The organism is Agromyces terreus (assembly GCF_009749465.1).
Lineage (GTDB): Bacteria > Actinomycetota > Actinomycetes > Actinomycetales > Microbacteriaceae > Agromyces > Agromyces terreus.
The window spans coordinates 64,775-88,914 of sequence record NZ_WBIS01000002.1; the positions used below are offsets into that span (position 1 = coordinate 64,775).

Below are 24,140 nucleotides of genomic sequence, written 5' to 3' on the forward strand. Positions count from 1 at the left end.
GCTCGCCGCCCCCTGCGCCGCCACACCACCATGTGCCGCCACACCACTGGAGCTCGCCACTCGTGACCATCGAAACCACCGCCACGACCGCTGCCGAATCGTCGAAGCCGGTGCTCGACACCGTCGAGGTCGCCGCAGCCACGCCCGAGAAGGAGCAGCCGTACGGCGCGTTGGGCCTGAAGCCCGACGAGTACGAGCGCATCCGCAACATCCTCGGCCGCCGCCCCACGAGCGCCGAGCTCGCGATGTACTCGGTCATGTGGAGCGAGCACTGCTCCTACAAGTCGTCGAAGGTGTACCTCAAGCAGTTCGGCAAGAAGGTCACGCCCGAGATGAAGCAGCACCTGATGGTGGGCATGGGCGAGAACGCCGGCGTGCTCGACATCGGCGAGGGTTGGGCCGTCACCTTCAAGATCGAGTCGCACAACCACCCCTCGTACATCGAGCCGTTCCAGGGCGCCGCTACCGGCGTCGGCGGCATCGTGCGCGACATCATCTCGATGGGCGCCCGCCCGGTCGCCGTCATGGACGCGCTGCGCTTCGGCGACATCAGCCACCCCGACACCGCGCGCGTCGTGCACGGCGTGGTCTCGGGCATCAGCTTCTACGGCAACTGCCTCGGCCTGCCGAACATCGGCGGCGAGACCTGGTTCGACTCGGTCTACCAGGCCAACCCGCTCGTGAACGCCCTCGCCGTGGGCGTGCTGCGGCATGAAGACCTGCACCTGGCCAACGCCAAGGGCGCGGGCAACAAGGTCGTGCTGTTCGGCGCCCGCACCGGCGGCGACGGAATCGGCGGGGCTTCCATCCTCGCGTCCGACACGTTCGCCGAGGGCGGCCCGACCAAGCGCCCCGCGGTGCAGGTGGGCGACCCCTTCGCCGAGAAGGTGCTCATCGAGTGCTGCCTCGAGCTGTTCCAGGGCGACCTCGTCGAGGGCATCCAAGACCTCGGCGCGGCCGGCATCTCGTGCGCGACGTCGGAGCTCGCCTCCAACGGCGACGGCGGCATGGCCATCGTGCTCGACGACGTGCTGCTGCGCGACCCCACGCTCACGCCCGAAGAGATCCTGATGAGCGAGAGCCAGGAGCGCATGATGGCGATCGTGCGCCCCGAGAAGCTCGAGGGCTTCTTGAAGGTCGTCGAGAAGTGGGACGTCGAGACCAGCGTGCTCGGCGAGGTCACCGACAGCGGGCGCCTCTCGATCATGTGGCACGGTCAGGAGATCGTGAACGTCGACCCGCGCACCGTCGCGATCGACGGCCCGGTCTACGAGCGCCCCGTCGCCTACCCCACCTGGATCGACGCGCTGCAGGCCGACACCGCCGCTCGCCTCGAGCGCCCCGCGACGCCCGACGAGATCCGCGAGCAGTTCCTGAAGCTCGTCGGCTCGGCCAACCAGGCGGATGCCGCCTGGGTCACGAACCAGTACGACTCCTACGTGCTCGGCAACACGGCGCTCGGCGCCCCCGACGACGCCGGCATGATCCGCGTCGACGAGGAGTCGGGCCTCGGCGTCTCGGTCGCGACCGACGCCAACGGCCGTTACTCCTACCTCGACCCGCGCCAGGGCGCGAAGCTCGCCCTCGCCGAGGCGTACCGCAACGTCGCCGTCACCGGCGCGAAGCCCATGGGCGTCAGCGACTGCCTGAACTTCGGCTCCCCCGAGAACCCCGAGGTCATGTGGCAGTTCTCCGAGACCGTCGAGGGCCTCTCCGACGGATGCCTCGAGCTCGGCATCCCCGTCACGGGCGGCAACGTCTCGTTCTACAACCAGACCGGCGACGTGCCGATCCACCCGACGCCGGTCATCGCCGTGCTCGGCGTGATCGACGACGTCGCCCGCCGTCTGCCCTCGGGCTGGCAGGACGACGGCCACAACATCTACCTGCTCGGCGACACCGCGCTCGAGCTCGACGGGTCGGCGTGGGCCGGCACCGTGCACGACCACCTCGGCGGGCGTCCGCCGGCCGTGTCGCTCGAGGGCGAGAAGGTGCTCGCCGAACTGCTCGCCGCGGCCGCGCTCGAGGGACTCGTCGACTCGGCGCACGACCTCAGCGACGGCGGCCTCGCGATCGCCCTGGCCGAGGCGGTCTCCCGCTTCGGCGTCGGCGCGCGCGTATTCCTCGGCGAGGTCACGGGCGACGCCGGCATCGACGTCGCGACGGCGCTCTTCTCGGAGTCGGCCGGCCGCGTCATCGTCACGGTGCCGCGAGAAGACGACGTGAAGTTCCGCGGGCTGTGCGAGGGCCGCGGCTACCCCGTGCGCCGCATCGGCGTGACCGACGCCTCCTCGAACTCGCTCGAGGTGCAGGATGCGTTCACCGTGTCGATCGACGAGTTGCGCGGCGTCAACCGCGCCCCGCTCGCCGACGCCTTCGGCCCGGTCGTGGGGTACTGAGCGGCACCGATCCCCTTCGGGCCGGCCCCGCCGGTCGGAATTCAGGAGAAACAGCCCCACACGGCTGTCAGCGCAGGCATGATCGCGCTCGTCCTGAATTTCGAGGCGCGGATGCCGCAACTGGCGCCCCGGGCACGTACGGGTGAGACTGGGTCGATGACCCGCCAGTCCTACTCCGAGGCGTACGCGAGCGCCCACGGCCGGTTCAGCCTGATCCCGGCCGGGTACGTGTTCCTGCTGGCGGGCGCGGGCGCGAGCTTCGGTGCCGCCGCGGGCGTTGGCGCGGATGCCGGCGCGAGCACGGGTGCCGCCGCGGGCGTTGGCGTGAATGCCGACGCGGGTGCGAGCGTTGGCGCGGGCGTTGTGAGTGCGCCTGGGCGCGTGCTGCTGCAGCGGCGCGCGGGCACCGGCTACTACGACGGCTGGTGGGGTGCATCGGCCGCGGGCCACGTCGACGCGGGCGAGTCCGTCGTGCAGGGCACGATCCGCGAGGCCGCCGAGGAGATCGGCGTGCGCATCGACGCGGCCGACCTCGTGCCGCTCACGACCATGCACCGCCGGGGGCCGTCCGCGGCATCCGTCGAGCAGCGCGTGGACTTCTTCTTCGCGTGCCGGTCGTGGACGGGCGAACCCCGGCTGCTCGAGCCGAAGGCCGACGCGCTGCGCTGGTTCGACCTCGACGCCCTCCCCGACCGGGTCGTGCACCACGAGCGGCTCGTGCTCGACGCGTTGCGCACCGATGCGCTCGCGCCGATCACGGCGTACGGCTTCGACGGCGAGCCGGCACAGGAACGGCGCCAGGCGGATCGGCCGTGATCGGCACCTTGCTCGCGGTGCTCGTGGGCGCCTTCGTGCTCGCGCTCGCGATCGGCACCGTCGTGCGCCTGGTGCGCGCGCCGAAGGGCCGACGACTGCGATCGGCGTTCGCGCCGCTCATGGGCGCCGGCGAGGTCTACCAGCAGCTGCACACCGGGCAGAAGGGGCTGCAGGAGTCGGTCATCGAGTCCATCCAGGCCTCGGAGTCGCGCCCGTCGCGCACCGACGGCGACGACGATGACGAAGCCGGCGAGCGCGAGCCGGGCCACGACCGCGGCGGTCGCGAGCACGACGACGACTCCGGCGGTCGCGAGCACGACGACCACGACGGCCCCGGCGACCACGGCCACGGCCACGACGTTCCCCGCTGACGGAACGCCATCACGCGCGGCAACCGCGCTGCACCGCGGGCGCGGGCGCGGGCGCTCAGCGGTCGGCGGTCGGCCGCTCGAGGTGGTTCATCACGAGTCCGGCCGCCACGAGGGCGCAGCCGAGCACGAGCGCGAGTTGACCGAGCACGTCGAGCAGCGGCCAGGCCGACACGCCGCCCGTCGACCACGGCAGCATGCGCACCACGAATCCGATGATCGCGGTGAGGATGTTCAGCACGGCCCACACGGCGACGAGTGCCGCGCCGATCCAGAACGTCAGTCGTGCGGAGAGCCGGGGAACCTGGGGGAGCTTGGAAGACACCCGAGCAGACTACCCGCGATGGGCGCGGCGTCCGCGCGGGTGCACCGACGGGCGACGGCCGCCCGCGGCATCCGCCTCACGCGCCGGGCAGCGGATGCGCGAGCAGCCCGACCCGGTCGGCGAGGTACTGCTCGAGCGGGCTGAGCGCGTCGGGCATCGACGGGCTCCAGCGCACGAGCACGGCGCCGTCGCGCACAACGAGGGGGCCGGATGCCGCGGACGCGTCGAGCTCGTCGAGGTCGACGGGTCGCGTGTCGAAGTTCACGGTCGCGCCCTCGGCGATGCCGCCCTTCACCGCTGCGGCCCGGAGCGCGCGCTGCTCGGCGACGGAGTCGGCGGTCACGCTGCGGCGGGCGGCACGCTCGGCACGCACGACCCGGCCCGTTCCGTGCAGGGCCCCGTCGTCGGCGAGCAGCAGCACGCCGAGGCGCCAGACCTCGGCGACAGCCGTCATGCGTGCGGCACGCGGAAGGCCGAGCACCCGGCGCTCGGGCGTGTAGGCGGCGAGCACCTCGCGTCGGGCGTCCGCGGCGGCGAGCTCGGAAGCGGCGGCCGATGCGAGCCTGCGGACCAGGGAGGCGGCGTGCGCCGGGCCGGCGGCGGCGTGCGCCGGGGTCGCGCCCGCGGCATCCGCCCCGCTCGGTTCAGCGCCTCCGTCGGGCCGGGTGTTCGGAGTCATCCCCCAATGCTCCCCCGTTCCCGGGCCCGACGGAAGCGGTTCAGGTGGCGGCGCGCCGCCCCGGCGCCACGCCCACGCGGATGTGCTCGCCGCTCGCGGCCTCGGCGAGCGCGAGGTCGAGCATCGCGAGCGCGTGCGTGGGGCCGACCAGTTCGTCGAGCGGCAGGATCCGCCACGATCGCTCGAGGAACGCGACCGCGCGTTCGAGATGCGTCGCCGCGTAGTTGTGCACCCCCGTGACGGTGAGCATCCGGCGCACGATCGACTCGGGGTCCACGCACAGCTCGGTGCCGCCCGCCACGCTGCCGACGAGCACGACGACACCGCCCGTTCCGACGGTCGAGACGGCGGTGCGCACGCCCGCAGAGGTGCCGGATGCCTCGACGGCCACGAGCACCTCGCGGGGCGCGTCGCGCGGCATGCCGACGGGCGCCGCCCCCGCGGCCCCACCGCCGGTCAGCGCCGCGAGCACGGCGTCGAGCCGGTCGGGGGCGCCGACGCGTGCGCGCGGGTCGACCGCGTGGGCCCCGAAGCGACGGGCGAACGCCCGCCGACCGGCATCCGGTTCGGACACGACGACGATCGCGCCCGCCTCCACGGCGATCGCGGCGGCGCTGAGCCCGATCATGCCGCCGCCCGTGACGAGCACGACGGCGCCGGCGAGGTCGACGCGATCGGATGCCGCGTCGAGGGCGGCCACGGCCGTCGCCGTCGCGCAGGAGGCGGGTGCCGCGACCGCGGCGGGGACGCCCTCGTCGATGCGCACCGTCGCGGTTCCGGCGCGGAGCTGCACATGCGTCGCGAAGCCGCCCGAGAGCTCCCACCCCCGATGGACGCGCTCATGGCCGTACTTGGCGAGCGAACGGCACTTCTGCGTCAGGCCGCGCACGCAGCGGTCGCATTCGCCGCAGCTGACGGTGACCGACCAGACCACGCGGTCGCCGAGCTCGAGCGAGCTGCCGTCGGAACGGACGGCGTCGGGTCCGAGCGCGACGACGCGGCCGACCTGCTCGTGGCCGAGCACGAGGGGGGTCGACGCGGAACGGTGCCCGAGCACGGTGTGGACGTCGGATCCGCACACCGTCGCCAGCTCGATCTCGACGAGCGCCTCGCCGGCCGACAGGTGGATGCCGGGAACGGCGAGGGCCTCGAGGGGGCGGTCCGGCTCGTTCCAGACCATCGCGACCGGCGACGGCTTCACGAGCACATCGGCCTCGGAGAGCCGTGCGACGGTGTGCATCATCGGGCACGCCCCGTCGACGGCCGGGTCGGCCTGGCCGGCTTGGTCGGCTTGGTCGGCCGGGCCGGCCGGGCCGATGGGTCGGGCCGGTGTCCGCTGCTCATGATGCGCCTCTCTGCAGATCGTCGACCGATGCGCCTCCGAGCTCCCCCGCTGCGGGCCCTGCGTGCCGGTACGGTCACCGTACGCAGCGGGCGCCAACGGCGAGGGGACCGTCGGTTACCGACAGGTGAACCGGCGGCGGCGCGTGGGCGAGGCGGGCGTCAGTGCCCCGAGGCGGCGCTCAGCGCCTGATGCGGCCCGGGCCGAGCGCGGCGCCCAGCCCGATCACGACGATGCCGACGACGAGGTACCCGTAGCGCCCCGTGAACAGGCCGACGGCGGCGAACACGACGCCGACGGCCGCGACGACACGCGACAGGATGCGCCGCACCCGCGGCCGGGCGAGGAGCGGGACTCGACGCGGCGGCCCGCCGACCGGGCCCGGATCGGCCGGTGCGGGGCCGCGTGCGGGCGGGTTCATCCGCCCACGGTGAAGGGGCGGCCGGTGGCCGCTTCGGCGAAGGTCCAGAACTTCTCGCCGATCGCGGGCTTCGTCGTGACGCGTGCCGGCTTCTGCAGCACGGGCTCGCCCCGGGTGAGGTATCGGGGACCCCAGAACTGCCCGCCCGTGACATCCGTGCCCGTGAGCGCGTGCAGGCTCACCTCGGCTCCGCGGTGCTTGCCCTGCGCCCAGGCACCCTGCAGCGCGTCGGCGAAGCGACCTCCGCGGGTCGGCTCGTTGACGCCGGGCACCGTGGGCGTGCGGCCGCTGACCGAGTAGCCGGGGTGCGCGACCACGCTCGACACGGCGACGCCCGCGGCCCGCAGCCGGCGGTCGAGCTCGAACGCGAAGACCTGCGTCGCGATCTTCGACTGGGCGTAGGCGCGCCAGAAGTCGTACCCGCGCTCGAGCTGGAGGTCGTCGATGCGGAACGTCGAGAGCAGGGTCGACAGCGACCCGAGCGAGACGACGCGGGCGCCGATCGTGAGATGGGGCAGCAGCCGGCCGAGCAGGGTGAAGTGACCGAGCACGTTGGTCGCGAGCACGAGCTCGTCGCCGTCGACCGACACCTCGCGCGTCTTCGGCGTGTGCACCATGCCCGCGTTCGCGACGATGCCGTCGAACGGCGCCCCGGCGAGGAGCTGCTCGCTGCCGTCGAGCACCGAACGCTGCGAGGACAGGTCGATCACGACCGATTCGACGGATGCCGCGGGCCGCACGCTGCGGATCGCCGACGTCGCGGCCTGCAAGCGCTCGGCGCTGCGCCCGACGAGCACGACGTGCGCGCCGGCGGCCGCCAGCCTCGCGGCGGTGAAGAACCCCAGCCCCGCGTTGGCGCCCGTGACGAGGAATCGACGACCCGCCTGCGGCGGCAGCGCGAGCGGGTACCAGGTCATGCGCTCGCGGGGCCCTCGCCCGCGGCACGGTTCGCGGGTGCGCCGCCGGCGATCTCCTCGTGGTGCTGGATCACCTCGGCGACGACGAAGTTGAACCACTTCTCGGCGAAGGCCGGGTCGAGGTGGGCGTCGATCGCGAGGTCGCGCAGGCGCGCGATCTGGCGCTGCTCGCGGCCCGGGTCGCTCGCCGGAAGCCCGTGCTGGGCCTTCAGCCGGCCGACCTGCTGCGTGAACTTGAACCGTTCGGCGAGCAGGTGGATGAGGGCTGCGTCGATGTTGTCGATGCTCGATCGGATGCCGAGCAGCTCGCTCATCGCGGCGTCGCGTTCGTCGATGGGCCCGTCAGTCATGCTTCGACCCTACCCGCGCTCGACCGGTCGGGCGGCGCGCAGCGGTCGCAGCCGGATCGCCCGCCCCGCGGCATCCGCCGGATGCGGGTGCCGCGGGGCGGGCGATGTCCGGTCGCGTCAGCCCACCGGCTTCCAGAGCGAGCGCGCGGTGATCCAACCGGGGTCGCCCGAGCCCTGATGGGTCAGCACGGCCTCGTAGACGACGCCGCCGTGGCTCACCCGGTCGCCCTTGGCGTAGGCGCCGGAGGGGTTCCATGCGGGCACGGCGCCCGTGCCGCTGCCCGCGGCCGTGGTCACCGAGAGGACCGCGCTGTACGGCGACACGTTGCCCGCGGCATCCACCGCGGCCACCCGGTAGCGGTACGCCGTCGACGCGACGAGACCCGCGTCGAGCGTGCTCGTGCCCGACACCTGCGCGACCTGCGCGAACGCGCCCGACGCCGTCGCCCGCTCGACGCGGTAGCCCGTCACGCCGCGGTCGTCGGTCGACGCCGTCCAGGCGAGCCCGACGCTCGACGACGAGGTCGCCGTGCTGCGCACCGAGGTCGGCGCGGTCGGCGCCTGCGTGTCGGCCGAGCCCGGCGAACCCGAGATGTCCACGTCGACGACGTTGTAGAACGCGTTGGGCGTGTCCCAGACCTCCCACACCGCGAGCACGACGTGGTAGCCCGAGTGGTCGCTCGGGATCGTGATCGTGTGCACCGGGTTCGTGTTCGCCGCGGAATGGTCGTGCGCGACCACCTGCAGCAGCTCGAACGACGAGCGTTTCAACGGCTCGTTCGGGTTCCAGCCGTTCTTCGTGATGTAGTACCGCCACTGGTCGGTGTTGTGCGGCGCGGTGTACGTCCACCCGAAGCGGTGCGGGCCCGGCGTGATCTCGTTCTTCGCCCATCTGGTCGCGGTCTGCTCGTCCAGCTCGGAGAACTGGGCGATGCCCGCCGACGCGAGGTGCCCGTCGGCCGGGCCGGTCTCGGGGAACCCGCCGGGCGCCTCGAGGCTCTGCGGCTCGTACTGCACGAGGCCGATGTCGCCGTTGCCCGGCATCGCCTGCCTGGCCACGAGTTCGGACCCCGACCCGCCGATCCACCCGTGCGCGAACGCCGGCGCGGCGACGCCGAGCATCGCGAGCGACGTCGCCGCCGCCAGCACGACCAGCGCGGTCGGCCTCCGGCGTCGGGAAGTGGTGCTCATGTCTCATCCTCTCCGCGGCGTCCGGCGCCGCTGCTGCGCGGCACGGCGACCTCGCCCTGCCGACACCCGGACGCTACGCACCCGCGCCGGCCGCGGCATCCGCAGGACCACCTACGCACGGGAGGCGCCGACCGGAACACGGACGGATGCGGCGCGGCATCCGCTCCCCCGAACGGATGCCGCGCCGCGGCCTGTGCTCGCCCCGAAACCGGGGCGTCGATCAGCGGGGCGTCGCCCGCCGGATCACGAGGTACCCGCCGACCGCGCACACGAGGGCGAGGCCGAGCGTGATCGTGAACACGCCGAGCAGGCCGATCGACGCGAACCAGGCCCAGACCGACGGCCAGGCGTTCGCCCCGGTGATGATCGCCAGCGCCCCGAGCACGACCACGATCAGCGAAGCGCCGAGCGTGAGCATGCCCTTCATGCGCCACCGCATGTACACCGTCGTGACCCCGGCGCCCACGAACAGCACGAACATCTGCAGCGCGAACGAGGTGTAGAAGTCGAACAGCCAGCCGCTCTGGCCGTACCAGAGCGCATCGAACATGCCCGCGCCGACCCACCAGCCGTTCGTGGCCTTCTCCAGCTGCACGAGGGTCGCGATGGCCGCGGCCATCTCGACGGCGACGAGCACGAACATGATGCTCGTGCCGAGCCAGTAGTCGCGGCGCGTGGCGCCGAACCCGAGCGCGAACGAGAACGTGAACGAGATGGCCTGCACGCCCACGACCACGAGGTACCACTGCGGCGAGAGCACCGCCCAGCTGTAGCGGAAGCCCGTGAGGATGTCGTCGGCCGGCGCTCCCGAGGCGCCGGCGACGATGAGCGCGAGCGCCATGGTGATCGCCCAGGCGCCGCCGAGGATGATCCACGGGATGCCGAAGAAGATCGACGGGTTGACGGTGTGCAGGCGCACGATGCGCCAGATCTCGTTGGCGCGCGACCGGCCCTCGGTGCGCACGAGCGGAGTCGCGGTTGCGGCGGTCATGCTGCCTTCTCCTGTTCGGTCGAACCGGCGAGGTCGGTGCCGGTGAGGTGGACGATGAGCTGCTGGAGCGAGACGGGCGCCAGTTCGAGGCCGAGCTCGGCCGCCCGGATGCGCTCGGCCTGGTCGAGCCGGCCGTCGATGGTGACGGATGCGAGCCCGCCGAGCCCCTCGCGGCCGATGACCGGGCGGTCGGCCGTGAACGCATCGACCGCGGCGCGGGCCCCCGCGATGGTCGTCGCCGATCCGCGGACCTCGTCGGCATCGCGGTCGAGGAGGATGCGGCCCTCGTCGATGAGGATCACGTGCTCGAGCAGGTTCGCGACCTCGTCGATCAGGTGCGTCGAGAGCACGACCGTGCGGGGGTGCTCCGCGTAGTCCTCGAGCAGCCGGTCGTAGAAGATGTGCCGCGCGACCGCGTCGAGCCCGAGGTAGGGCTCGTCGAAGAACGTCAGCGGCGCCCGGCTGGCGAGGCCGACGATGACGCCGACGGCGCTGAGCTGGCCGCGCGAGAGCTTCTTGATGCGCCGCTTGACGGGCAGCCGGAAGTCGGCGATCAGCCGCTCGGCGAACTCGGCGTCCCAGTTCTCGAAGAACCAGGGCGCGGCCTTGAAGACGTGCGCCGGCGTGAAGTCCTCGGGGTAGCGCTGCGACTCGGCGATGAAGCACATGCGACGCAGCACGTCGGCGTGCTCGGCGGGAGTCCGCCCGAACACCTCGAGGTCGCCGGCGTTCGCGAAGAGCTGGCCGGTGAGCAGCTGCATGATGGTCGTCTTGCCGGCGCCGTTGCGGCCGAGGAGGCCGTAGATGCGGTTCTCCTCGAGCGTGAAGTCGACGGCGTCGACCGCGGTGAACGACCCGTAGCGCTTGGTGAGCCCCTTCGCGCTGACGACGGTGGCGGTCATGATTCGATCCTTTCCGAGCGGATGAGTGCTGCGAGCTGGTCGATGTCGAGCCCGAGCTTCTCGGCTTCGACGATGAGCGGTCTGATGTAGGTTGCGGCGAACTCGGCTCGTCGCCGTTCGACGAGTCGGTCTCGCGCGCCGGAGGTGACGAACATGCCGATGCCCCTTCGCTTCTCGACGATCGCGTCGTCGACGAGTCGGTTCACGCCCCGCAGGGCGGTGGCCGGATTGATGCGGTGGAAGGTCGCGAACTCGTTGATCGACGGGATCTGCGCGCCCTCGGCGAGCGTGCCCTCGATGATGTCGTTCTCGATCTGCTCCGTGATCTGGATGAAGATCGGTCGCGATTCGTCCATGCCGCCTCGCCTTGCTTGGTTTGTTGGTTAGTTACTTCACCAACTAACCAACCATGCCCTCGCGGATCTGTCAACCCTCGAGCGGCATCCGCCCGCTCCGTGATCTCGCAATTCAGGACGGGAGGCGTGTCGCACCCCGTTCCGCCGCATGGCGCGGGCGACGCGCCGGGCGCCGACCTGAATTGCGAGAGGGATCAGGGTCGATTCGAGCAAGCGGATGCCGCGGGTCCGGTGCCGCCATAGGCTTGGGCGATGATCCGCCACACGGTTGCGTTCCGCCTGCACCACCCCGCCGGTTCGGCCGAGGAGCGCGACTTCCTCGCCGCGAACGCCGCACTCGGCGACATCCCGGGCGTGGAGCGGTTCGAACTGCTGCGCCAGGTGAGCCCGAAGAACGAGTTCACCTTCGGCGTCTCGATGGAGTTCGCCGATCAGACCGTTTACGAGCGGTACAACGCGCACCCCGAGCACGTCGCGTTCGTGCGGGATCGCTGGGTGCCCGAGGTCGCCGACTTCCTCGAGATCGACGTGGTGCCGCTCGAGATCGACGCGTCGACGCTCGCGCGCTGAGCACGAGGCCAGAGCGGGCGGATGCCGCGCGCCGAGGTCAACCGCGGGCGCGACGCCGCGGCATCCGGAGCCTGCCCTGCGCCAGCAGGATGCCGAGCAGCACGAGCAGCGCGCCGATCGGCTCGTGCCACGAGAAGCGCTCCCCGAGCAGGACGAAGCCGAGCGCGACGCCCACGATGGGCGTCACGTAGGTCACCGTCGACGTGGCCGTCGGGCCCCACGCGCGCAGCACGTTGATGTTCCAGATGTAGGCGAGGCCCGTGCCGAGCACGCCGAGCGCGAGCAGTGAGCCGACGATCGGCCAGCCGTCGCCGCCCGCCGCGAGATCGAGGTCGACGGCGTCGAGCGCGAGCCACGGCGTGAGCACGAGCATCACGACCGCCGAGACGCCGATCGACAGGAACGCGAACGTCGCCGGCGCGATCGGGCGGTGGCTCAGGAACCTGCGCTGGTACCCGAACGTGAATCCGTAGCAGAGGGTCGCGACGAGGCAGGCGAGCTGGCCCGCGAGGGACCCGGTGAGCGCCGAGTACTGCCATGGGCCGATGACCACGACGACCCCGAGGATCCCGACGCCGACGCCCGCCCATCGACTGAGCCCGAGCCTCTCGACGCGGAAGACGAGGGTCGCCATGAGCGCCGTCATGATCGGCGTCGTCGCGTTGTAGATCGACGCGAGGCTCGACGAGACGTACTGCTCGGCCCACGCGAAGCAGAGGTACGGGATCACGCAGGTCGTCACCGAGACCACCAGGAAGTGCACCCACACGATTCGCTCGCGGGGCAGCACCGGGCCCGGGGTGCCGTCCGGTCGCGCGACGCGCGGGCGCATGATCAGCACGATCACGCCGAGCGCCAGCCCGCCGAGCACCGTGCGCGACCACGCCACCTGCCCGAACGAGACGCCCTCGAGCGCGACCTTCATGAACAGGAAACTCGAGCCCCACACGAGCCCCATCGCGATGAACTGCAGCAGCGTCGACAGGTTGCCCCGCGAGCGGGGGGCGGATGCCGCGGCTGCCCCGGCGACGGCGGAGGCCGACGCGGATGCGGAGGTGGCGCTCGAGTTCACCTGCCGAGCGTACGCCCGCGCCGAGCCCTCGTCGTCCGCTCGTGAGGACGTTGTCCGGATTCCGCCGATGGTCGGCAGTCGCGCGTGGGCCGGGCCGGGAGCGAAGCGGCCTCCGGTCGAGGAGCGCAGCGTCTCGCCGGTCGAGGAGCGAAGCGTCTCGAGACCCAGGGCCGCGGTCTCGAGACGGCGCTGGCGCGCCTCCTCGACCGGCGTGGGCGTCTCGCCGGTCGAGGAGCGCAGCGTCTCGAGACCGGGGCCGCCGGTCGAGGAGCGAAGCGTCTCGAGACCAGGCCGCGGCCTCGAGACGGCCGCGAGCGGCCTCCTCGACCGGCCATGCAATCGCTTGCACACGGCATCCGCAGCCCGTAGGTTTGCCCGCATGACCGCCCCTATCGTGATCTCCGGCGCCGCCTCCTGGAACCGCATCGTGCTGCTCGACCGCCTGCCCGAGCCGGTGCCGCACATGCAGTTCGCGCTCGCCGAGCACGAGACGATCGGCGGCACCTCGGCGGGCAAGGCACTCGGGCTCGTCGGCCTCGGCCACGCCGTCCGGCTGCACACGCTCATCGGCGCCGACGCCGACGGCCAGCGCGTGCGACGCCTGCTCGAGGCATCCGGAATCGACGTCGACGCCCTGCCGGCCGACGCGACCGAGCGCCACCTCAACCTCATGACCGCGGCCGGCGAGCGCGTGTCGCTCTACCTCTCGACGCCCGGCGACCCCGGCACGCCCGCGTCATCCGGCCTGGTGCAGGCGATGGCGGATGCCCCGGTGCTGGTGCTCGACCTCTCGGAGCGTTCGCGCGCGCTCATCCCGACGGCGCGGGCCGCCGGCCGCCCGATCTGGACCGACATCCACGACTACGACGGATCCGCGGAGTTCCACCGACCCTTCATCGAGGCCGCCGACTGGATCTTCATGAACGCCGACCGCATCGGCGACGACCCGGTGCCGTTCATGGAGGAGTGCGTGCGCGGCGGGGCATCCGTCGTCGTCTGCACCCTCGGGGCACAGGGCGCGGTCGCGGTCGACGCCTCGCTCGCGGTGCACCGCGTCGCCGCCGTGCCGGTCGAGGTGGTCGACACGAACGGCGCGGGCGACGCCTTCATGTCGGGCGTGCTCGACGCGCACCTGGCCGGCCTCGACCTCGATGCCGCGCTCGAGGCCGGCGCGAGGCATGCCGCCACGGTGCTGACGACACCGCACCTGCACCCGTCGCTCGACGCGCTGCTCGCGGCGAGCGCCTGACCCCGATACCCGCACGAGCCCGATACCCGCACGAGCCCGATGCCCGCACGAGCGCGAGGCCGAACTCAGGAGATCCTGGCCGATGACCTCCTCACAACACGCGAAACCTCCGATCTCCTGAATTCCGCGAGATCGCACCCCCGCGCGACGCTTACGTGCCGTCGGAGCAACCCCGGTGACAGGGGCGTCCGACCCCGCCAGTGCCTAGGCTGGATGCATGAGCACTCACTTCGATGTCGTCATCCTCGGTGCGGGCCCCGGCGGCTACGTCGCCGCCATCCGTGCCGCCCAACTCGGCCTCAAGGTCGCCGTGGTCGAGGAGAAGTACTGGGGCGGGGTCTGCCTCAACGTCGGCTGCATCCCCTCGAAGGCGCTGCTGCGCAACGCCGAACTCGCGCACATCTTCCACGACCAGGCGAAGACGTTCGGCATCACCGGCGACGCGCAGTTCGACTTCGGCGCCGCGTTCGACCGCAGCCGACAGGTGTCCGACAAGCACGTCAAGGGCGTGCACTTCCTCATGAAGAAGAACGGCATCGCCGAGTTCGACGGGCGCGGCACGTTCCGCGACGCGAACACCCTCGACGTCGCGAAGGGCGACGGCACCATCGACACGGTGACGTTCGACAACGCGATCATCGCCACGGGCTCGCGCGTGCGCCTGCTGCCCGGCGTGCAGCTCTCGCAGAACGTCGTCACCTACGAGACGCAGATCCTCACCCGCGACCTGCCGCGCTCCATCGCCATCGTGGGCGCCGGCGCCATCGGCATGGAGTTCGCGTACGTGCTGAAGAACTACGGCGTCGACGTGACCGTCATCGAGTTCCTCGACCGTGCGCTGCCCAACGAAGACGTCGAGGTCTCGAAGGAGATCACCCGTCAGTACCGCAACCTCGGCGTGCCGATCCTCAGCTCGACGAAGGTCGAGACCGTCGTCGACAACGGCTCGTCGGTCACCGTGACGTACACGGGCTCGAACGGCGAGGGCGGCACCCTCGAGGTCGACAAGGCGCTCATCTCGGTCGGCTTCGCGCCGAACGTCGAGAACTTCGGCCTCGAGAACACGGGCGTGCAGCTGACCGATCGCGGCGCCATCGCGATCGACGAGCGGATGCGCACGAACGTGCCGCACATCTACGCCATCGGCGACGTCACGGCGAAGCTCATGCTCGCGCACGTGGCCGAGGCGCAGGGCGTCGTCGCGGCCGAGACCATCGGCGACGCCGAGACCATGGAACTCGGCGACTACCGCATGATGCCGCGCGCCACGTTCTGCTCGCCGCAGGTCGCCTCCTTCGGACTGACCGAGCAGCAGGCGCGCGACGAGGGCTACGACGTGGTCGTGTCGAAGTTCCCGTTCAGCGCGAACGGCAAGGCCAACGGCCTCGGCGAGCCCGTCGGCTTCGTGAAGCTCGTCGCCGACGCGAAGTACCTCGAGCTGCTCGGCGGCCACATGGTCGGCCCCGACGTCTCGGAGCTGCTGCCCGAGCTCACGCTCGCCCAGAAGTGGGATCTCGGCGCCAACGAGCTCGCCCGCAACGTGCACACCCACCCGACGCTGTCGGAGGCGCTGCAGGAGGCCTTCCACGGCCTCACCGGGCACATGATCAACATGTAGGCGCCGAGTCGCCCACTTCCGTCCAAAAACGGGCAACTCGGGAAAACGACCACCCGCCGTGGCGCGACGCGCCCGCCGAGTCGCCCACTTCCGTCCAAAGACGGGCAACTCGGGAAGACGACCACCCGGCGTGGCGCGACGCGCCCGCCGACGCGCCCGCCGAGTCGCCCATGTCCGTCCAAAGACGGGCAACTCGGGAGGCGGAGCGGGCGAGGCGGAGCGCACAGAGAACGGGGCGCACCAAAGACAGGGCGCACGAGAAACGGGGCGGATGCCACGGCCGTCCGGCCGAGACATCCGCCCCGCTTGTTCGTTCGACGCGGCATGGGCAGGCGATGCCGCCGCGTCGAAGCCTCGTCCCGGCGGCGGTGCGTTCCCCCCGCTCCGCCGCCGGAACCCGGTTGGCCGACGGTCCCCCAACCGCCGGCCGGTCTCTAGTGCTGGGTCGCCTTCTCGGCCCCCACGCCGGTGAGCGAGCGCACCTCCATCTCGGACTGCTTCTTCGGGTCCTCCTTGCTCTTGTCGAGCATGGTCACGATCCAGCCGAGCAGGAACGCGAGCGGGATCGAGATGATGCCGGGGTTCGAGAGCGGGAAGATCGCGAAGTTGATGTCCGCGGTCTTCAGCATCGACGCCTCGGAGCCCGAGACCACCGGCGAGAAGATGATGAGCACGATCGCCGAGATCAGGCCGCCGTACATGCTCCAGAGGGCGCCCTTGGTGGTGAAGCGCTTCCAGAACAGCGAGTACACGATGGTCGGCAGGTTGGCGGATGCCGCGATCGCGAAGGCCAGGGCGACGAGGAACGCGACGTTCTGGCCGTTGGCACCGATGCCGCCGAGGATCGCGACGACGCCGATCACGAGCACGGTGCGACGTGCGACCTTGACCTCGGCTCCGGGTGCCGGCTTGCCCTTCTTCACGACGCTCGCGTAGATGTCGTGAGCGAAGGATGCCGCGGCCGTGATCGTGAGGCCGGCGACGACCGCGAGGATCGTCGCGAACGCGATGGCCGAGATCAGTCCGAGCAGGAACGGTCCGCCGAGGGCGAAGGCGAGCAGGGGCGCTGCCGAGTTCGCACCGCCGGGGGCTGCCGCGATCGTCTCGGCGCCGACGAGGGCCGCCGCGCCGTAGCCGAGCACGAGCGTGAACACGTAGAAGATGCCGATGAGCCAGATCGCCCAGACGACCGACTTGCGGGCCTCCTTCGCGGTCGGAACCGTGTAGAAGCGCATGAGCACGTGCGGGAGGGCCGCGGTGCCGAGCACGAGCGCGAGTCCGAGCGACACGAAGTCGATCTTCGAGATGTCGGAGACGCCGTACTTGAGGCCCGGGTCGAGGATCGCGGGGTTGCCGGTCGCTTCGACGGCGCTGTCGAGCAGCGCGCTGAAGTTGAACCCGTTGATCGCGAGGACCCAGACCGTCATGACGCCGGCGCCCGCGATGAGCAGGATCGCCTTGATGATCTGCACCCAGGTGGTGCCCTTCATGCCGCCGATGAGCACGTAGAGGATCATGAGCGCGCCGACCACGGTGATGACCAGCGACTGGCCGAGCGTGTCGGTGATGCCGAGCAGCAGCGAGACCAGGCCGCCGGCACCCGCCATCTGCGCGAGCAGGTAGAAGAAGCAGACCACGAGGGTCGTGATCGCGGCAGCGATGCGCACGGGGCGCTGCTTGAGGCGGAACGACAGCACGTCGGCCATCGTGTAGCGGCCGGTGTTGCGCAGCAGCTCGGCGACGAGGAGCAGCGCGACGAGCCACGCGACGAGGAATCCGATCGAGTACAGGAATCCGTCGTAGCCGGTGATCGCGATCGCGCCGACGATGCCGAGGAAGGATGCCGCGGACAGGTAGTCGCCCGCGATGGCCGAGCCGTTCTGCCCGCCGGTGAACGAGCGTCCGGCGGCGTAGTAGTCGGCCGCGGTCTTGTTGTTGCGGCTCGCGCGGAACACGATGACCATCGTGATCGCCACGAACGCGCCGAAGATCGCGATGTTCAGCCAGGGCTCGCCGGGCTGGGCGGATGCCGCTTCGGCGGCGACCGCGGCGTGGACGGCCTGTGCGGCCTGCACGGCGCTCATCGGGCCACCGCCTCGGTGCCGGCGCCGGACTCGATGTCGTCGCGGATCTCCGCGGCGATCGGGTCGAGTCGCTTGTTGGCGTAGCTGACGTACCACATGGTCACGGCGAAGGTCGTGACGACCTGGGCGAGGCCGAGCACCATGGCCAGGTTTACGCTGCCGAACACGGGCGTCGACATGAAGTCGTGCGCGTACACGGCGAGCAGCACGTAGGCGAAGTACCAGACCAGGCACGCTGCGAGCACGGGGAACACGAACCTGCGGTGGCGGCCGCGCAGCTCTTGGAATCGGGGTGATGCTTGCACCGCGGTGAAATCGACGTCGGGTTGCGTCGTCTCCGCGCTCAGGGCGTCGTTGCCCATGGCGTCTCTCCTTCGAGGGGGGTCCGGCACGGGGGATGGTCCGCGCCCGCCGCCCGGATGCGTGCACACGGGCGGTGCGCCAATGCTGGCGCGCCGGCGCGACGGATGCCGCGGTTCGCCGCTCGTCGTCGCTGAACGGCGCCCATCGTGCGACGAACGGTCGAATGGCGTCGACGGACGACGGCTACGATTTCGTGCATGCCCGAGTCGATGCTGCTCGCCGCCGCCGCAGGCGTCGTCGCCGGAGCGCTCGCGCTCGGGGTCGTGCTGTTCCTGCGCCGGCTCGTGCTGTCGCAGCGCGAGCTCGGCACCGACGCCGAACAGGCGACGTACCAGACCCTGCATCTCGCGAGCCGTGCCGCGAAGCACGTGCGCGGCGGGCTCGACGGCGTCGACGCCGCCCGTGCCGGCCGCTCGCTGCGCGCGCTCCTCGGCTGCGAGAGCCTCGCGATCGTGGACCTCGCCGGCCACGTCACGATCGAGGGCGACGACGCCGTGCGCCGCATCGCGGGCGAGCTCGCCGAGACCGCCTGCGCGAGCGGCAAGCCGCAGGTGCAGCGCCGGCTCGCGATCGGGTCCCGCGGCGCCCGCGAGACGGATGCCGTCGCCGCGCCGATCCTCGCCGACGGACGCCCGGTGGGGGCGATCGTCGCATTCTCCGCGCCCGTCCGGGCGGGACTGATCCGTGCGACCGGGGAGGTCGCGAGCTGGGTGGCGTCGCAGGTCGAGCTCGGCGAGCTCGACGCCTCGCGGGCCGCGCTCGCCGAGGCCGAGGTGCGCGCCCTCCGAGCCCAGATCAGCCCGCATTTCATCTACAACGCGCTGAACGCGATCGCGTCGTTCATCAACACGGATCCCGCGAAGGCGCGCGACCTGGTGCTCGAGTTCGCCGACTTCACCCGGTACTCGTTCCGCCGGCACGGCGACTTCACGACGGTCGCCGAGGAACTGCGCTCGATCGACAGCTACCTCGAGCTCGAGCGGGCCCGGTTCGGTCCCAGGTTGACCGTGACGCTGCAGGTCGCGCCCGAGGTGCTGTCGACCGTCGTGCCGTTCCTGTCGATCCAGCCGCTCGTCGAGAACGCCGTGCGGCACGGCCTCGAGTCGAAGGAGGGCGGGGGCCGCATCACGATCACCGCCGCCGACTCCGGGGCGTTCGCCGAGATCACGGTCGAGGACGACGGCGTGGGCATCGACCCGGCCGTGCTCGAGGAGGTGCTCGCGGGCGCCGCCACGGCCGAGCACGTGGGGCTGCGCAACGTCGATGCGCGGCTGCGCCAGGTCTACGGCGACGAGCACGGCCTCGTCGTCGAGACGAACCTGGGCGCGGGCACGCTCGTGCGCATGCGGGTGCCGAAGGCGCATCCCGGCCCGAACCCGAACGCCGGCCCGAACGCCGGGCCGGCCATCACGAGAGACGGGAGCCCGAGCCGATGATCTCCGTGCTCATCGCCGACGACGAACAGCCCGCGATCGACGAGCTCGCGTTCCTGCTCGCCCAGGATCCGCGCATCGGGGCGGTGCACCAGGCCTCGTCGGGATCGGAGGCCATCCGCCTGCTGACCCGCGAGCCCGTCGACGCGGCGTTCCTCGACATCCACATGCCGGGGCTCAACGGCTTCGACCTCGCGCGCGCCCTGCAGCGTTTCGAGCACCGCCCGGCGCTCGTGTTCGTGACCGCCGACGAGGAGGGCGCGCTCGAGGCGTTCGACCTGGCCGCCGTCGACTACCTGCTGAAGCCCGTGCGCACCGAGCGCCTGCAGCGGTCGGTGACCCGCATCGTCGAGGCGATGAAGGCGCCGTCGGCCCGCACCGGGCCGGTGCCGACGGTGAGCGCCCCCGAGATGATCGCGGTGACGCTGGGGTCGACCACCCGGATGATCCGCCGCGACGAGGTGCGCTACGTGCAGGCCCAGGGCGACTACGCGAGGCTGCACACCGAGGAGGCGAGCTATCTCGTGCGGGTGCCGATGGCCGACCTCGAGCGGCAATGGGCGGATGCCGGTTTCGTGCGCGTGCACCGCTCGTACCTCGTGTCGCTCGCGCACCTGTCGCGCATCCGCCTCGGCGCCGATCGTCCGAGCGTGACCGTCGCGGGCGCCGAACTGCCGGTGAGCCGCCGCCTGCTGCCGGGTCTGCGCGAACGGCTCGAGTCCGCGACCCTGCGGCCTCGGCAATGACCGAGCGACCGGATGCCTCGTCCGCCGGCCGGGGTGAAGGTGAAGCGGGTCTCGAGGCTGGTCTCGAGACGGGCGCGGAGCGCCCTCCTCGACCGGCGGGGGACGAGGCTGGTCTCGAGACGGGCGCGGAGCGCCCTCCTCGACCGGCGGAAGGGGCGGAGCCGCCCGCCCGGGTGCGGGTGACCGCCCCGAGGACCGGGTCGGCCGCGGCATCCGCCCGCCCCCTGCCGGCCCGCGACGGCGCGTCGAGCGAACCGGCGAGCGTGTACGTGCGGTCCCTCATCCGCTCGCAGCTGCGCCTCGGGGTCACCTACGCGCTCGGATTCGTCGGCGCGACGACGGTGTTCGTGCTCGCGATCGTGCTGACCCCGGTGCTCGACGAGACCTTCGTGTGGGGCGTGCCGCTGTCGTGGCTGCTGCTCGCGGTCGGCGTCTACCCGCTCGCCATCACGGTCGGCGTGCTCTACGCGCGTGCCGCGGCGCGCAACGAGGCCAGATACCGCGCGCTCACGGAGGCCCCGTGAACGCGGCCATCAGCTACGCCGCGATCGCGGCGGTCGCGCTGGCCTCCGCCCTGATCGGGTTCTACGGCCTTCGGGTCTCGCGCACGACGAGCGACTTCTACGTCGCGTCGCGCACGGTGCGGCCGTGGTGGAACGCGTCGGCGATCGGCGGCGAGTACCTCTCGGCGGCGAGCTTCCTCGGCATCGCGGGGCTCATCCTCGCGAACGGCTCGTCGGGGCTGTGGTTCCCGATCGGCTACACGGCCGGATACCTCATGCTGCTGCTCTTCGTCGCGGCACCGCTTCGGCGCTCGGGGGCCTACACGATCCCGGACTTCACCGAGGCGCGCCTCGAGTCGCGGGCGGCGCGGCTCGTGACGAGCACGCTCGTCATCGTGATCGGCTGGCTCTACATCGTGCCGCAGCTGCAGGGCGCCGCGCTCGCGGTGCGCATCACGACCGGTCTGCCGTCGTGGGCGGGATCGCTCGCCGTCGCCGTCATCGTCTCCGTCGTGGTCGCCGCGGGCGGCATGCGGTCGATCACGTTCGTGCAGGCGTTCCAGTTCTGGCTGAAGCTCACCGCGATCGCGGTGCCGGCCGTCGTGCTGCTCATCTTCGTCGGCGGCGTCGAGCCGGCGCTGCCCCCGGCGCAGGCCTTCCCCGCCGCGGCCGGGCCCGGCGACCAGGACCTCTTCCGAACGATCTCGCTCATGGTGGCGCTGCTGTTCGGCACGCTTGGACTGCCGCACGTGCTCGTGCGCTTCTACACGAACCCCGACGGCGGCGCCGCACGACGCACGACGGTGCTCGTGCTCGTGCTCCTGTCCGTGTTCTACCTGTTCCCGACGATCCTCGGCCTGCTCGGGCGGGCGTTCGCCCCCGACCTCGTGGGCGCCGGGGACGCCGACGCCCTCGTACTGGTGCTGCCCGACCGGCTCGTGCCCGGCTGGGCGGGCGACCTCCTCACCGCGCTCGTCATCGCCGGCGCGTTCGCGGCGTTCCTCTCGACCTCGTCGGGGCTCGTCGTCTCGCTCGCGGGCGTCATCAGCCAGGACCTCCTGGGCGGCAGCGTGCGCGGGTTCCGCATCGCCGCGGTCGCCTCGTCGTTCGTGCCCCTCATCGTCGCGCTCGCCACGGATTCGACCGGACTGGCGGGCAGCGTCGGACTCGTGTTCGCGTTCACGGCATCGACGCTCTGTCCGATGCTGCTGCTCGGCATCTGGTGGCGGGGGCTCACCGCGCGCGGCGCCGTCGCGGGCATGCTCACGGGGGCGGTGCTGTCGGGCGTCGCGATCCTCGGCGGCGGCGCGATCTCGGCGTCGGCCCCCGGCATCCGCCCGTTCCTCGAGCAGCCGGCCGCCTGGACGGTGCCCGCCGCCCTGCTCGTCACGGTGCTCGCGTCACGTGCCGATCGGCGTCGACGCCCGCGCGGCGTCGACGCGTTCTTCACGCGCCTGCACGCGCCGGAGCCCGCCGGCCGGGCGGCGCCGCCGGCCTGAACGACCCGGCTCGTGAACGCGAGCGGATGCGACGAGCGCGCGTCGTCCGAGCACGCTCGCCCGTCGCATCCACTCGCGTTCGAGGAGTTCTCGCACGGCTAGACTTCCCCGGTGCTCCTCGCCGCCGTCGCCGTCTCCGTCCTCGTTGGCGCGTTCGCGCAGCGGGTGACGGGCATGGGCTTCGCCCTCGTCGCCTCGCCCGCGCTGGTCATCCTGCTCGGCCCGTTCGACGGCGTCATCGTGGTGAACCTCTGCGCCGTGGTCTCGTCGATCCTCATCCTGCCGCGCGTCTGGCGGTTCATCGAGTGGGGTCGGTTCGGGCTGCTCGTCGTGCCGGCGCTCGTCGGCACGGTCGCCGGGGCGCTCGTCGCCGCACACGTGCCCGGCGCCCAACTGCAGGTCGTGATCGGCGTGCTCGTGATCGCGGCGCTGACCGTCACCCTGCTGGTGACGCGCTCCGAGCGCACCGCCCGCGGCTGGCCGCCCGCCGTCATCGCCGGCGGGGCGTCGGGGGTCATGAACGCGGCGGCCGGCGTCGGCGGTCCGGCGCTCAGTGTCTACGCCGTGGCGACGCGGTGGGCGCAGTCCGGGTTCGCCGCGACCGCGCAGCCGTACTTCGTGGTGATCGGCACCGCCTCGCTCGTGCTGAAGCTCGGGCAGACCGGTTGGGCCGTCCCGGGCCTCGAGCCCGGTGCGTGGCCCTGGATCGTGGTCGCCCTGCTCGCCGGACTCGGACTCGCCGAACTCCTGCACCGACGCATCCCGCACCACGCGGCGCGCATCGCCGTGATCGCGATCGCCTACCTGGGCGGTGCCGCCGCGCTCGTCGACGGCGCCCTCGAGCTCTGGGGCTAGCCGCACCGCGCAGCAAGTCGGGCCGGCAGGTCGGCGCAGCCGATCGGGGTCAGCCGATCGGCTCGGCCTCGCGCAGCTCGACGGGCGCATCGCCGCGCGCGGCGAGCCGGGCCTCGAGACCGTCCCGCACCGCCGGCCACTCGTCGACGAGGATCGAGTAGACGGCACTCGATCGCCAGGTGCCGTCGGCGCGGCGCTTGTCGCGGCGCGCGAGGCCCTCGAAGGTCGCACCGAGCCGAAGGATCGCAGCGCGCGAGCGGGCGTTCAAGTTGTCGGCCTGGAGCTTGACGCGGCCGAACCCGTGATCGAACGCGGCTCCGAGCAGGAGCAGCTTCGCTTCGACGTTCACACCGCTGCCCCACACGCGCGGGTCGTACCCGGTCCATCCGATGTGCGCCGACTCGTTCGGCAGGTCGATGTCGCCGAACTTCGTCGCCCCCACCACTCGGCCGTCGTGCTGTCCGCCCCGCAGGCGCACCGTCCACGCCATCGCGTCGGGCGCGCTCGCGTAGTACCCGAGGGCGAAGCGCTCGAACCCGGCGTCGTCGGCGGGCATGCCCGCAGGCCCGCCGCCGTACCCGCCGGCGAACACCTCTGGGCGGCGCAGCGCGACGGCGAGGTCGGCGACATCCGCCGCTTCGAACGGGGTCAGGCGGATGAAGCGGCCGACGAGGGGTTCGGCGGGCGGGAGCGCGGCGGTCACCGGACGAGTCTGCCACGGGGCATCCGCCGACGGAACCTACCGGTCGCTCCGGCGCCTGCGTAGGCTGCTCCTCAGCGGCGAAGACGCCGACGACGAAGGGGGACCCGATGGCCGGATTCGACGACCTCGCCAAGCAGGCGGGCGAATTCATCGAGCAGAACAAGGACAAGATCAAAGAGGTCCTGAAGAGCGAGCAGGCCGAAGACATCAGCGACAAGGTCCTCGACGGCATCGGAGAGGCGGTCAAGAAGATCGCCCCCGAGGAGCACCACGGCACGGTCGACGACGTCAAGGCGAACATCGACAAGGCCGTCGGCGACCAGTAGGAGCACGAACGAGCGCCCCGCCCGGATTCCCGGACGGGGCGCTCGTTCGTCGCGGCGCGCGG

General features: G+C 71.9%; 26 protein-coding genes. 12 read left to right on the top strand and 14 right to left on the bottom strand.

Annotated elements, in window-relative coordinates:
- The first annotated feature begins 62 nt into the window (after positions 1-62).
- From purL to GQQ92_RS05470, 3 genes are all read left to right on the top strand, one after another.
- On the top strand, positions 63-2,399 hold the full coding sequence (gene purL, locus GQQ92_RS05460) for a phosphoribosylformylglycinamidine synthase subunit PurL (protein WP_232057522.1): 2,337 nt from the start codon (positions 63-65) through the stop codon (positions 2,397-2,399).
- Positions 2,400-2,555: 156 nt separating this feature from the next.
- The gene (locus tag GQQ92_RS05465; protein ID WP_156998238.1) at positions 2,556-3,215 is read left to right on the top strand and encodes an NUDIX hydrolase; all 660 of its coding nucleotides are present in this window, start codon (positions 2,556-2,558) and stop codon (positions 3,213-3,215) included.
- The gene (locus tag GQQ92_RS05470) at positions 3,212-3,586 is read left to right on the top strand and encodes a hypothetical protein (RefSeq protein ID WP_156998239.1); all 375 of its coding nucleotides are present in this window, start codon (positions 3,212-3,214) and stop codon (positions 3,584-3,586) included. Before GQQ92_RS05465 ends, GQQ92_RS05470 begins: the two co-directional genes overlap by 4 nt.
- Positions 3,587-3,641: 55 nt before the next feature.
- Here GQQ92_RS05470 and GQQ92_RS05475 read toward each other — a convergent pair whose 3' ends face one another.
- From GQQ92_RS05475 to GQQ92_RS05520, 10 genes are all read right to left on the bottom strand, one after another.
- Positions 3,642-3,908 (bottom strand): hypothetical protein, encoded by a 267-nt coding sequence (locus GQQ92_RS05475; protein WP_156998240.1) that lies wholly within the window; start codon positions 3,906-3,908, stop codon positions 3,642-3,644.
- A 76-nt stretch (positions 3,909-3,984) separates the two neighbouring features.
- Entirely contained in the window at positions 3,985-4,587 is a 603-nt protein-coding gene (locus tag GQQ92_RS05480; RefSeq protein WP_156998241.1) for a hypothetical protein, read from the bottom strand.
- A 40-nt stretch (positions 4,588-4,627) separates the two neighbouring features.
- Entirely contained in the window at positions 4,628-5,830 is a 1,203-nt protein-coding gene (locus tag GQQ92_RS05485) for an alcohol dehydrogenase catalytic domain-containing protein (protein ID WP_156998242.1), read from the bottom strand.
- Between the two features lie 280 nt (positions 5,831-6,110).
- A complete protein-coding gene (locus GQQ92_RS05490; RefSeq protein WP_156998243.1) occupies positions 6,111-6,350 on the bottom strand; it encodes a hypothetical protein in 240 nt (79 codons plus the stop codon).
- On the bottom strand, positions 6,347-7,267 hold the full coding sequence (locus GQQ92_RS05495; protein ID WP_156998244.1) for an SDR family NAD(P)-dependent oxidoreductase: 921 nt from the start codon (positions 7,265-7,267) through the stop codon (positions 6,347-6,349). The genes GQQ92_RS05490 and GQQ92_RS05495 overlap by 4 nt, the downstream gene beginning before the upstream one ends.
- On the bottom strand, positions 7,264-7,617 hold the full coding sequence (locus GQQ92_RS05500) for a chorismate mutase (protein WP_156998245.1): 354 nt from the start codon (positions 7,615-7,617) through the stop codon (positions 7,264-7,266). Before GQQ92_RS05500 ends, GQQ92_RS05495 begins: the two co-directional genes overlap by 4 nt.
- Before the next feature lie 117 nt (positions 7,618-7,734).
- Positions 7,735-8,808 carry a lytic polysaccharide monooxygenase gene (locus tag GQQ92_RS05505; RefSeq protein WP_156998246.1) on the bottom strand — a complete coding sequence of 358 codons (1,074 nt, stop codon included), beginning with the start codon at positions 8,806-8,808 and terminating at the stop codon, positions 7,735-7,737.
- A gap of 220 nt (positions 8,809-9,028) precedes the next feature.
- Positions 9,029-9,799 carry a hypothetical protein gene (locus tag GQQ92_RS05510; protein WP_156998247.1) on the bottom strand — a complete coding sequence of 257 codons (771 nt, stop codon included), beginning with the start codon at positions 9,797-9,799 and terminating at the stop codon, positions 9,029-9,031.
- A complete protein-coding gene (locus GQQ92_RS05515) occupies positions 9,796-10,701 on the bottom strand; it encodes an ABC transporter ATP-binding protein (protein WP_156998248.1) in 906 nt (301 codons plus the stop codon). Before GQQ92_RS05515 ends, GQQ92_RS05510 begins: the two co-directional genes overlap by 4 nt.
- Positions 10,698-11,057: a GntR family transcriptional regulator gene (locus tag GQQ92_RS05520; protein ID WP_156998249.1), complete on the bottom strand. Its 360-nt coding sequence runs from the start codon at positions 11,055-11,057 to the stop codon at positions 10,698-10,700. The genes GQQ92_RS05515 and GQQ92_RS05520 overlap by 4 nt, the downstream gene beginning before the upstream one ends.
- 252 nt (positions 11,058-11,309) lie before the next feature.
- Here GQQ92_RS05520 and GQQ92_RS05525 point away from each other — a divergent pair, with 252 nt between their 5' ends.
- Positions 11,310-11,627 carry a Dabb family protein gene (locus GQQ92_RS05525; RefSeq protein ID WP_156998250.1) on the top strand — a complete coding sequence of 106 codons (318 nt, stop codon included), beginning with the start codon at positions 11,310-11,312 and terminating at the stop codon, positions 11,625-11,627.
- A gap of 37 nt (positions 11,628-11,664) precedes the next feature.
- Here the strand turns inward: GQQ92_RS05525 and GQQ92_RS05530 are convergent, their stop codons facing one another.
- Positions 11,665-13,080: a DMT family transporter gene (locus GQQ92_RS05530; protein ID WP_308206759.1), complete on the bottom strand. Its 1,416-nt coding sequence runs from the start codon at positions 13,078-13,080 to the stop codon at positions 11,665-11,667.
- Here GQQ92_RS05530 and GQQ92_RS05535 point away from each other — a divergent pair.
- Positions 13,079-13,948 carry a carbohydrate kinase family protein gene (locus tag GQQ92_RS05535; RefSeq protein WP_156998251.1) on the top strand — a complete coding sequence of 290 codons (870 nt, stop codon included), beginning with the start codon at positions 13,079-13,081 and terminating at the stop codon, positions 13,946-13,948. The genes GQQ92_RS05530 and GQQ92_RS05535 overlap by 2 nt on opposite strands.
- Before the next feature lie 217 nt (positions 13,949-14,165).
- Positions 14,166-15,566: a dihydrolipoyl dehydrogenase gene (gene lpdA, locus GQQ92_RS05540; RefSeq protein ID WP_156998252.1), complete on the top strand. Its 1,401-nt coding sequence runs from the start codon at positions 14,166-14,168 to the stop codon at positions 15,564-15,566.
- A gap of 434 nt (positions 15,567-16,000) precedes the next feature.
- Here the strand turns inward: lpdA and GQQ92_RS05545 are convergent, their stop codons facing one another.
- Complete coding sequence (locus GQQ92_RS05545; RefSeq protein ID WP_156998253.1) at positions 16,001-17,650, bottom strand: solute symporter family protein; 1,650 nt, start codon at positions 17,648-17,650, stop codon at positions 16,001-16,003.
- Positions 17,647-18,012, bottom strand: coding sequence for a DUF485 domain-containing protein (locus GQQ92_RS05550; RefSeq protein WP_156998254.1), 366 nt, complete (start codon positions 18,010-18,012; stop codon positions 17,647-17,649). The genes GQQ92_RS05545 and GQQ92_RS05550 overlap by 4 nt, the downstream gene beginning before the upstream one ends.
- Positions 18,013-18,210: 198 nt before the next feature.
- Between GQQ92_RS05550 and GQQ92_RS05555 the strand changes: the two genes are divergently transcribed.
- From GQQ92_RS05555 to GQQ92_RS05575, 5 genes are all read left to right on the top strand, one after another.
- Positions 18,211-19,449 (top strand): sensor histidine kinase, encoded by a 1,239-nt coding sequence (locus GQQ92_RS05555; RefSeq protein ID WP_156998255.1) that lies wholly within the window; start codon positions 18,211-18,213, stop codon positions 19,447-19,449.
- Entirely contained in the window at positions 19,446-20,192 is a 747-nt protein-coding gene (locus GQQ92_RS05560; protein ID WP_156998256.1) for a LytR/AlgR family response regulator transcription factor, read from the top strand. Before GQQ92_RS05555 ends, GQQ92_RS05560 begins: the two co-directional genes overlap by 4 nt.
- 179 nt (positions 20,193-20,371) lie before the next feature.
- The gene (locus GQQ92_RS05565) at positions 20,372-20,716 is read left to right on the top strand and encodes a hypothetical protein (RefSeq protein ID WP_232057523.1); all 345 of its coding nucleotides are present in this window, start codon (positions 20,372-20,374) and stop codon (positions 20,714-20,716) included.
- Positions 20,713-22,194 carry a sodium/solute symporter gene (locus GQQ92_RS05570; protein ID WP_156998257.1) on the top strand — a complete coding sequence of 494 codons (1,482 nt, stop codon included), beginning with the start codon at positions 20,713-20,715 and terminating at the stop codon, positions 22,192-22,194. Before GQQ92_RS05565 ends, GQQ92_RS05570 begins: the two co-directional genes overlap by 4 nt.
- Before the next feature lie 111 nt (positions 22,195-22,305).
- Complete coding sequence (locus GQQ92_RS05575) at positions 22,306-23,049, top strand: sulfite exporter TauE/SafE family protein (RefSeq protein ID WP_156998258.1); 744 nt, start codon at positions 22,306-22,308, stop codon at positions 23,047-23,049.
- 49 nt (positions 23,050-23,098) lie between these two features.
- Here GQQ92_RS05575 and GQQ92_RS05580 read toward each other — a convergent pair whose 3' ends face one another.
- A complete protein-coding gene (locus GQQ92_RS05580; RefSeq protein WP_156998259.1) occupies positions 23,099-23,752 on the bottom strand; it encodes a GNAT family N-acetyltransferase in 654 nt (217 codons plus the stop codon).
- 107 nt (positions 23,753-23,859) lie between these two features.
- On the opposite strand from GQQ92_RS05580, the gene GQQ92_RS05585 reads away from it, so the two are divergent.
- Positions 23,860-24,078: an antitoxin gene (locus GQQ92_RS05585; RefSeq protein WP_156998260.1), complete on the top strand. Its 219-nt coding sequence runs from the start codon at positions 23,860-23,862 to the stop codon at positions 24,076-24,078.
- The last annotated feature ends 62 nt before the right edge of the window (positions 24,079-24,140 follow it).

Coding starts and splice junctions, on each gene's coding strand:
- GQQ92_RS05465 (WP_156998238.1), top strand. CDS start 2,556: ATGACCCGCCAGTCCTACTCCGAGGCGTACGCGAGCGCCCACGGCCGG.
- GQQ92_RS05480 (WP_156998241.1), bottom strand. CDS start 4,587: ATGACTCCGAACACCCGGCCCGACGGAGGCGCTGAACCGAGCGGGGCG.
- GQQ92_RS05485 (WP_156998242.1), bottom strand. CDS start 5,830: ATGATGCACACCGTCGCACGGCTCTCCGAGGCCGATGTGCTCGTGAAG.
- GQQ92_RS05490 (WP_156998243.1), bottom strand. CDS start 6,350: ATGAACCCGCCCGCACGCGGCCCCGCACCGGCCGATCCGGGCCCGGTC.
- GQQ92_RS05495 (WP_156998244.1), bottom strand. CDS start 7,267: ATGACCTGGTACCCGCTCGCGCTGCCGCCGCAGGCGGGTCGTCGATTC.
- GQQ92_RS05500 (WP_156998245.1), bottom strand. CDS start 7,617: ATGACTGACGGGCCCATCGACGAACGCGACGCCGCGATGAGCGAGCTG.
- GQQ92_RS05505 (WP_156998246.1), bottom strand. CDS start 8,808: ATGAGCACCACTTCCCGACGCCGGAGGCCGACCGCGCTGGTCGTGCTG.
- GQQ92_RS05510 (WP_156998247.1), bottom strand. CDS start 9,799: ATGACCGCCGCAACCGCGACTCCGCTCGTGCGCACCGAGGGCCGGTCG.
- GQQ92_RS05515 (WP_156998248.1), bottom strand. CDS start 10,701: ATGACCGCCACCGTCGTCAGCGCGAAGGGGCTCACCAAGCGCTACGGG.
- GQQ92_RS05520 (WP_156998249.1), bottom strand. CDS start 11,057: ATGGACGAATCGCGACCGATCTTCATCCAGATCACGGAGCAGATCGAG.
- GQQ92_RS05525 (WP_156998250.1), top strand. CDS start 11,310: ATGATCCGCCACACGGTTGCGTTCCGCCTGCACCACCCCGCCGGTTCG.
- GQQ92_RS05535 (WP_156998251.1), top strand. CDS start 13,079: ATGACCGCCCCTATCGTGATCTCCGGCGCCGCCTCCTGGAACCGCATC.
- GQQ92_RS05530 (WP_308206759.1), bottom strand. CDS start 13,080: ATGCGGGCAAACCTACGGGCTGCGGATGCCGTGTGCAAGCGATTGCAT.
- lpdA (WP_156998252.1), top strand. CDS start 14,166: ATGAGCACTCACTTCGATGTCGTCATCCTCGGTGCGGGCCCCGGCGGC.
- GQQ92_RS05545 (WP_156998253.1), bottom strand. CDS start 17,650: ATGAGCGCCGTGCAGGCCGCACAGGCCGTCCACGCCGCGGTCGCCGCC.
- GQQ92_RS05550 (WP_156998254.1), bottom strand. CDS start 18,012: ATGGGCAACGACGCCCTGAGCGCGGAGACGACGCAACCCGACGTCGAT.
- GQQ92_RS05555 (WP_156998255.1), top strand. CDS start 18,211: ATGCCCGAGTCGATGCTGCTCGCCGCCGCCGCAGGCGTCGTCGCCGGA.
- GQQ92_RS05560 (WP_156998256.1), top strand. CDS start 19,446: ATGATCTCCGTGCTCATCGCCGACGACGAACAGCCCGCGATCGACGAG.
- GQQ92_RS05585 (WP_156998260.1), top strand. CDS start 23,860: ATGGCCGGATTCGACGACCTCGCCAAGCAGGCGGGCGAATTCATCGAG.